This is a genomic window from Bradyrhizobium sacchari, from assembly GCF_002068095.1.
Taxonomy (GTDB): Bacteria; Pseudomonadota; Alphaproteobacteria; order Rhizobiales; family Xanthobacteraceae; genus Bradyrhizobium; species Bradyrhizobium sacchari.
Window position 1 is genome coordinate 145,749 of record NZ_LWIG01000052.1, and the last position, 7,177, is coordinate 152,925.

Sequence of the window (7,177 nt, forward strand, 5' to 3'; positions counted from 1 at the left end):
TAATCGGCCTCGCTCTCTTCGGGTTCAAGCGGCCGATTGCGTCGTCGGAATCCAGCTCTCGTTCTCCTGCACCACTGGTGCTCCGCCGATCGTCGTTCCGGCCGCGACCTCGAGAGTGGCGCCCTGCCCCAGTTCACGCGCCAACACCTCGCGATCACAGGCACCCTCCCACAGCGAAATGGTGATGGATGCGACACAGTTGCTGATCATGCTGGTCAGCGCCCGCGCTTCCGACATGAAGCGGTCGATGCCGACGAGCAGCGCCACGCCGGTCACGGGCAGATCCGGCATGACGGAGAGGGTCGCGACAAGAGCGACGAAGCCGCTGCCGGTGACACCGGCCGCCCCTTTGGACGTCAGCAGCATCAGCCCGAGCATCGCCGCGATCTGCCCCCACGACAGATGAATGTCGCAGGCCTGCGCGATAAAGATGGAGGCCAGGGTGAGATAGATGGCGCTGCCGTCCAGATTGAAGGAGTAGCCCATCGGCAACACGAGCCCTGACACGCCTTTCCGGCATCCGAGCCGCTCCAGCTTGCGCAGGGCGCCAGGCAGCGCCGGCTCCGACGACGACGTGCCGAGCACGATCAGCAGCTCTTCCTTGAAATAGCGGATCGTCCTCCAGAGGCTGAAGCCGTTCAGCCGCGCGAGCGTACCAAGCACGACCACCACGAAAACGGAGCAGGCGATATAGAAGGTCAGGATCAGCAGTCCGAGCGAGCCGATCGAACGGATGCCGTAGCGGCCCACTGTGAACGCCATGGCCCCGAAGGCGCCGAGCGGAGCGAGCTTCATGATGAAGCCGAAGGACACGAAAAGCACTTGTGAGAAGGACTCGACTGCCTTCGTCACCACAACGCCGCCGTCGCCGGCGCGGCTCAGGCCAAAGGCGATCAGAACGGAGATCAACAGGACCGGCAGCACTTCGCCATCGGCAAACGCACCAAAGAAGGAGTGCGGGATGATGTGCAGCATGAAGTCCGCAAATCCGGTCGCACCTGCCTGCTTGGTGAATTTCGCGGCCACCGACGGATCCAGCGTATTGACCGCAACGTGCATGCCAACGCCCGGCTGGATCAGCGAGACGGCCATCAGCCCGGCCAGCAGTGCGAGCACCGTGAGCAGGTAGAACAGCGCCATGGACTTCGCCAGCGTGCGGCCGACCTCACGGGAATCGCTGATGCTGTTGATGCCGCTGACGATGGTGCAGAACACGATCGGCGCGATCATCATCTTGACCAGCTTGACGAAGTCGTCGCCAAAGGGCTTCAGCGCGGCGCCGAATTCGGGCCAGAAATGGCCGGTGAGGACACCCAGCATCAGGCCGATCAGCACCTGGACATAGAGAATCCGGTAGAAGGGCTTTCCAGCCTCGGTGTTCGGGTGACCAGCCGGCGCTTCCTTGTGCATTCTCATTTCTCCCATGGCTCTGATTTTTTGTGATGGCTTCGGAAGCGGCGGGGTTCAGGCCGCCAGCTCCGAATGAGGCACGTGTGATCGACGGGCGAAGACGTGGCCCTCGAAGATTCGCCGAGCCGTCCGCAGCACCCTGGCAACCGGGCCGGGCTCCAGCCGAACCACGAGATGGCCGGAGGGATGGGCGAGGGTGATCGGCACCGGCGGCGCCAATGGTCCGACCATCTCGGCCGCGATCGTTCCGGGCGTGACGCATGCCGTCGCGATCGCGACAGCGCCGGTCACCGCCAGCGCGCTATGGCAGTCGTGCGGCATGAAGTATCTGGTGTTCAACGTCGCCTCGCCCCCGCGCGCAATCAGGACCGGCTTCGGGATCACCATGGCCGCGGAATCTGGAAAGCCCATCCGCCGTCCGGCCTCGATGCGCAAAGCTTCGAGACGCGCGCGAAAACGATTGTCGGCGAAGTCCGAGGGAGCCTCGCGGCCGGTCCATCCCAGATCTGCGGCGCGGACCAGCATGACGGGCATCGCCGCGTCGATGCAGGTCACATCGATCCCATCGATCCGATCGACCGGTCGTCCGGTGGGCAGGAGACGGCCGGTGCGCGCGCCGGCCGCGTCCGGGAACGACAGCTCGATCGGCGCGGCGGTTCCGGGGACGCCGTCGATCCGCGCCTCGCCATCGTAAGTCACGCGCCCGCCCGGGGTCGGAACGGTCGCATCAATCAGCTTGCCCGTGTTGACATTGTGGATGCGCACATAGGTGCGATCTGCTGCGGCGGCGACGAGGCCGGCTTCAATTGCGAATGGCCCTACTCCCGCGAGCATATTTCCGCAGTTCGGCGAGGTGTCGACGATGCCTTCGCGAACGCGCACCTGGGCAAACAGGTAGTCGACATCTGCGCCGGGCACCGATGCCGGTCCGACGATCGCAACCTTGTTGATGACGGCATTGCCGCCACCGATTCCGTCGATTCCAAGATCATGCCCTCCTCCCATCACGGACAGCAGGATCGCGTCGCGCAGTTTGGGGGCGCCCGGAAGATCGCGGGCCAGGAAAAACGGCCCGCGCGAAGTACCCCCGCGCATGACCACACAGGGAATGGCAATCTGATCGTTCATGGAGCTTTTCCGTTCGGCGAAACTTCGCCCGAGCCAAAGCATCGTCGACGAGAACTCTTTTGTGAAATGCAAATATCTGAGATATTATTCCGATTATCGATATAATGGAGCCCTGCCATGAACGCGGAACTGCTCGACCTCAAGGCGTTCATCACCGTGGCGGAGACGGGAAGTTTCGTCCGGACCGCCAGGGCGCTGAACCTGTCGCAGCCGGCGCTCAGCCGACGCATTCAGAAACTGGAAGAAGGTCTCGGCGCGCCGTTGCTCGAACGGTCGACGCGCCACGTCAATCTCACCATGACGGGGCGCGACTTCCTGCCGAAGGTGCGCCGCCTCATCGACGAGTTCGAGACCTCGGTGCTCGCCATCCACGATATCGGCGCGCGAAGTTCAGGCCTTGTCTCGGTGGCTGCGGTGCCGACGGCGGTGTTCTATTTCCTGCCGCGTGCGATCGGCCGGTTTGCAGAAGCTTATCCACGCATTCGCATCCGAATTCTGGACATCGGTGCCAATGAGGGATTGGAGGCGGTCGCGCGCGGAGAAGCCGATTTCGGCATCAATTTCATTGGTGCGTCACATGCCGAAATCGAATTCGAGAAACTGGTCGAGGATCCCTTCGTCCTGGCCTGCCGTCGTGACCATCCGTTAGCATCGCGCAAACAGGTCAGCTGGTCAGAGATCGCGCCGCACCGGATCATCACCGTCGGTCGCAACAGCGGCAATCGCGCGCTGATTGACAATGCGCTGGCGCGGCATGGCCTACAGCTGAACTGGTCCTATGAAGTCGCTCACCTCTCCGGCTCGCTTGGCCTCGTCGAAGCTGGACTTGGCATCGCCGTGCTGCCGAGGCTTGCGACGCCCGCCTCCGGTCATCCCATCATCCACACCATTCGGTTGAACGAGCCGGAAGTGTCCCGGACAATCGGAATCGTGCGCAGGCACGGGGCCACGCTGTCCCCTCATGCGAGCCAGTTTCTCAAGATGCTCCTCGAGGCCTGGCACACGCCTTCCGAGACGAGCGGCCAAGACAAGCCGCGGCTCCGATCCGCTCAGGCAAATTCGAATGCCGTTTCGGCGGGCCGCAAGGGGAAACGCTGATAGCTCGGCGGCGCAGCGGTACGAGGCCATTCCCGTCGACATGGAAGTTCCGCGGATCAGCCCCGCCGGCACTTCGGCTCCTCCGGCCGCAGCAGCATGGTGGCCAGCCAGGTGCGTTGCGTTCAGTCTTCATACCGCTTACAAAGCGCGGCTTCGCTAGTCGCGAGCAGGTACGGAAGTGCACATGGTCAGGCGATCAGAACGCAGAACCCGAATTGATTGCCGCGAATTGATGCGGCGATTGGATCGATGCGCCCGTTAAGCATCTCCTCCGGTGCAAGACCCACGACCTAGGTCTGACAAGATGCCGCTAGATCGGCTCACCGCCATGCGCTAGTGTTTTATACGACCGGTTAAAAACACCGGCCGTTTGAGGGAGAAAAACGTGAGATCCAAGGTTATTGGCGCAGTGTCACTGGCGGTCGCTGCGGTTGGGCTGTTTGCGGCCACCGCACCTGCCTTTGCGCAGCAGAAGACGATTACGGTCTGGTGGGGCAAGGGCTTCTATCGCTCCGAAGACGACGCGCTGATCGATACGATCAAGAAATTCGAAGCCAAGACCGGCATCAAGGTCGAATTGTCGCAATACGCGATCCAGGACATGATTCCGAAGACGGTTGCCGCGCTCGACGCCGGTACCGTGCCCGATGTCGCCTATTCCGATTCCTATGACGTGCAGGCCCAGGGCAAGTGGGCCTATGAGGGCAAGCTCGAGGACCTCTCGGACGTGATGGAGCCGATCAAGGACCGGTTCGTGCAAAACACGCTGGACGCCTCGATCCTCTACAACGACGTCGCCAAGAAAAAGGCCTATTACGGCTTTCCGCTGAAGCAGCAGAGCATGCACGTCCAGATCTGGAACGACATGCTGGAGAAGGCCGGCTTCAAGCAGAGCGACATCCCGAACGACTGGACCGGCTACTGGACGTTCTGGTGCGACAAGGTGCAGCCGGCGATCCGCAAGGCCACCGGCCAGCGCATCTACGCCGTCGGCCAGCCGATGGGCGTGGAGTCCACCGACGCCTTCCAGTCGTTTTACACCTTCATGGACGCCTACCACGTCAAGCTGGTCGACGATGACGGCAAGCTGCTGGTCGACGATCCCACGGTTCGCGAGAACCTGATCAAGGCGATGAAGGACTACACCGACACCTACATCAAGGGCTGCACGCCGCCCTCGTCCACGACCTGGAAGGATCCCGACAACAACGTCGCCTTCCACAACAAGACCATCGTGATGACCCACAACTTCACGATCTCGATCGCGGCGAAGTGGTTCGAGGACTCCCAGAACCAGGCCCTGACCCAGGAGCAGCGCGACGCCGGCAAGAAGGCCTATGAGCAGGACATCATCACCGCGTCCTTCCCGAAGGCTCCTGATGGTTCGACCATCCGCTACCGCTCCGACGTCAAGACCGGACTGATCTTCACCGCGGCCAAGAACAAGGCCGAGGCCAAGCAGTTCATCAGCTTCCTGCTCCAGGAAGAGAACGTCCGTCCCTACATCGAGGGCGCGCTCGGCCGCTGGTTCCCGGTGACGAAGGAAAGCCAGGAAAGCCCGTTCTGGCAGGCCGACAAGCACCGCAAGGCGGTCTACACGCAGTTCAAGGGCGGCACCGCGGCGTTCGACTTCACCAAGAACTGGAAGTTCACGATCCTCAACAACGAGAACGTGTGGGCCAAGGCGATGAACCGCGTCGTCAGCGAGAAGGTTCCGGTGGACAAGGCCGTGGACGAGCTGATCGCCCGCATCAAGCAGGTCGCGGGTTAAGTCCTCCGCCCCTCTCCCCGCCTTGCGGGGAGAGGTGTAAGAACAACACCGGCCGCGTTTCGCGGCCGGCTTCTCTTTGAAGAGTCCGAAAGAATGGCGATCACGCTCTCTGGCGATCAGGCACTCCCCGGCCCGCCCCTGTCGTCGCGGCTGACCCCGGCGCAGGTCTGGGGCATTGTCCTGCTCGCACCCTATCTGCTCGTTTTCCTCGCCTTTGTCGTCTATCCCGTCGGCTACGGGCTGTGGCTGGCGCGGGATCCTGCGAACTATGTCGCGCTCTACAACGATCCGATCTTTGCGCGTGCTGCAGTCAACACGCTGATCTTCCTGGTCATCGGCATCAACATCAAGATGCTGATCGCGCTGTTCCTGTCCGGCTTCTTCGCGCAGCAGCGCACCTGGATCAAATGGCTCTCGGTGATCTTCATCCTGCCCTGGGCGGTGCCGTCGATCCCGACCATCCTGTCGGTGCGCTTCATGCTCAATCCCGAGTGGGGCGTCATCAACCACCTGATCTTCTCCTTCACCGGCGATGACGGCCCGAACTGGCTGAACGACCCGACCGTGGCGCTCAGCATGGCGATCGGTGTGCACATCTGGAAGTCGCTGCCGTTCTGGACGCTGATCCTGATCACCGGACGCCTTGCGATCGCGCACGACCTGTTCGAGGCCGCCGAGGTGGACGGCGCGAGCTGGTGGCAGAAATTCCGCTACATCACCTGGCCGTCGATGCAGACGCTCTACGTGACCTGCACGCTGCTCTCGATGATCTGGACGCTCGGCGACTTCAACAGCGTCTACCTGCTCACCGGCGGTGGCCCGGCCGACCTCACCCACGTGCTGGCGACGCTCGGTATCCGCTATCTCCGGCTCGACCAGCTCTCGCTCGCGATGGCTTCCATCGTCTGCGCGATGCCGTTTGTCCTGCCGCTCGTGTACTTCATGATGAAACGGTTGTCGCGATGAAGCTTCCCTCTCTCCGTGACGTCGCGACGGAAGCGCGGCTGCTCCTGATCGGCATTCCCGTCTTCCTGTGGACGATGATCCCGATCTACCACATGTTCCTGTTCGCGATCTCTCCGAAGGAGGACGCGTTCTCGGGCAAGCTGTGGCCGGATCACCCGACGCTGCACAATTTCGAGATCGTGTTCAAGCAGCAGCATTACTTCCTGCGCGACTTCTACGTCCAGTTCTGGAACTCGACGCTGATCGCTGCGGCCGTTGGCGTGCTGACGCTGTTCATCGCCACGGCGGCGGCGTTCTCGATCTCGCGGCTGAAGGTGCCGGGCGGGCGCATGGTGCTGAACCTCGCGCTCTTCACCTATTTCATCCCAGCGGCGTTCCTCGCTGTGCCGATGTACCGGACCATGGGCAATTACGGTCTGCTCAACAATCACTGGTCGCTGATCCTGGCCATGGTGACGATCGCCTCGCCTTACGCGATCTGGGTGCTCAAGCAGGCGTCCGACAAGCTGCCGGTCGAGCTGGACGAAGCGGCGGTCATGGACGGCGCGACGACGCTGCAGATCTTCCGCCTGGTCTATCTGCCGCTGATGATGCCCTCGCTGGTCGCGATCGGCACCTATGCGGTGCTACTGGCCTGGAACGAATATCTCTACGCGTTCCTGCTGCTCTCGAACGACCGTCAGATCACCCTCCCCGTCGCGCTCGGCAACTTCCTCGCCGCCGACGACTCGCCGTGGGAGCTGCTCATGACCACCGGCTTCATCTACGCGCTGCCGCCGGCCGCGGTCTATTACGCCTTCCGCC

Annotated in this window: 6 protein-coding genes; 4 read left to right on the forward strand and 2 right to left on the reverse strand. The window is 62.4% G+C overall.

Annotated features, from left to right (window positions below):
- Window positions 1-24: 24 nt before the first annotated feature.
- Both dctA and A5906_RS32785 read right to left on the reverse strand, forming a co-directional pair.
- Window positions 25-1,410 (reverse strand): C4-dicarboxylate transporter DctA, encoded by a 1,386-nt coding sequence (gene dctA / locus A5906_RS32780; RefSeq protein ID WP_080139272.1) that lies wholly within the window; start codon window positions 1,408-1,410, stop codon window positions 25-27.
- A 54-nt stretch (window positions 1,411-1,464) separates the two neighbouring features.
- Complete coding sequence (locus A5906_RS32785; RefSeq protein WP_080139337.1) at window positions 1,465-2,538, reverse strand: 4-oxalomesaconate tautomerase; 1,074 nt, start codon at window positions 2,536-2,538, stop codon at window positions 1,465-1,467.
- 117 nt (window positions 2,539-2,655) lie between these two features.
- Here A5906_RS32785 and A5906_RS32790 point away from each other — a divergent pair, with 117 nt between their 5' ends.
- The 4 genes from A5906_RS32790 to A5906_RS32805 form a co-directional block, all read left to right on the forward strand.
- Entirely contained in the window at window positions 2,656-3,636 is a 981-nt protein-coding gene (locus tag A5906_RS32790) for a LysR family transcriptional regulator (protein ID WP_080139273.1), read from the forward strand.
- Window positions 3,637-4,021: 385 nt separating this feature from the next.
- On the forward strand, window positions 4,022-5,407 hold the full coding sequence (locus A5906_RS32795; RefSeq protein ID WP_080139274.1) for an ABC transporter substrate-binding protein: 1,386 nt from the start codon (window positions 4,022-4,024) through the stop codon (window positions 5,405-5,407).
- A gap of 93 nt (window positions 5,408-5,500) precedes the next feature.
- Window positions 5,501-6,373 carry a carbohydrate ABC transporter permease gene (locus tag A5906_RS32800; protein WP_080139275.1) on the forward strand — a complete coding sequence of 291 codons (873 nt, stop codon included), beginning with the start codon at window positions 5,501-5,503 and terminating at the stop codon, window positions 6,371-6,373.
- On the forward strand, window positions 6,370-7,177 hold an 808-nt coding region (locus tag A5906_RS32805; protein ID WP_080139338.1), incomplete at its 3' end, for a carbohydrate ABC transporter permease. The genes A5906_RS32800 and A5906_RS32805, both read left to right, overlap by 4 nt.

Bases quoted from the DNA above. Each gene is read 5' to 3' on its own strand.
- A5906_RS32790 (WP_080139273.1), top strand. From the start codon at position 2,656: ATGAACGCGGAACTGCTCGACCTCAAGGCGTTCATCACCGTGGCGGAG.
- A5906_RS32800 (WP_080139275.1), top strand. From the start codon at position 5,501: ATGGCGATCACGCTCTCTGGCGATCAGGCACTCCCCGGCCCGCCCCTG.
- dctA (WP_080139272.1), bottom strand. From the start codon at position 1,410: ATGCACAAGGAAGCGCCGGCTGGTCACCCGAACACCGAGGCTGGAAAG.
- A5906_RS32785 (WP_080139337.1), bottom strand. From the start codon at position 2,538: ATGAACGATCAGATTGCCATTCCCTGTGTGGTCATGCGCGGGGGTACT.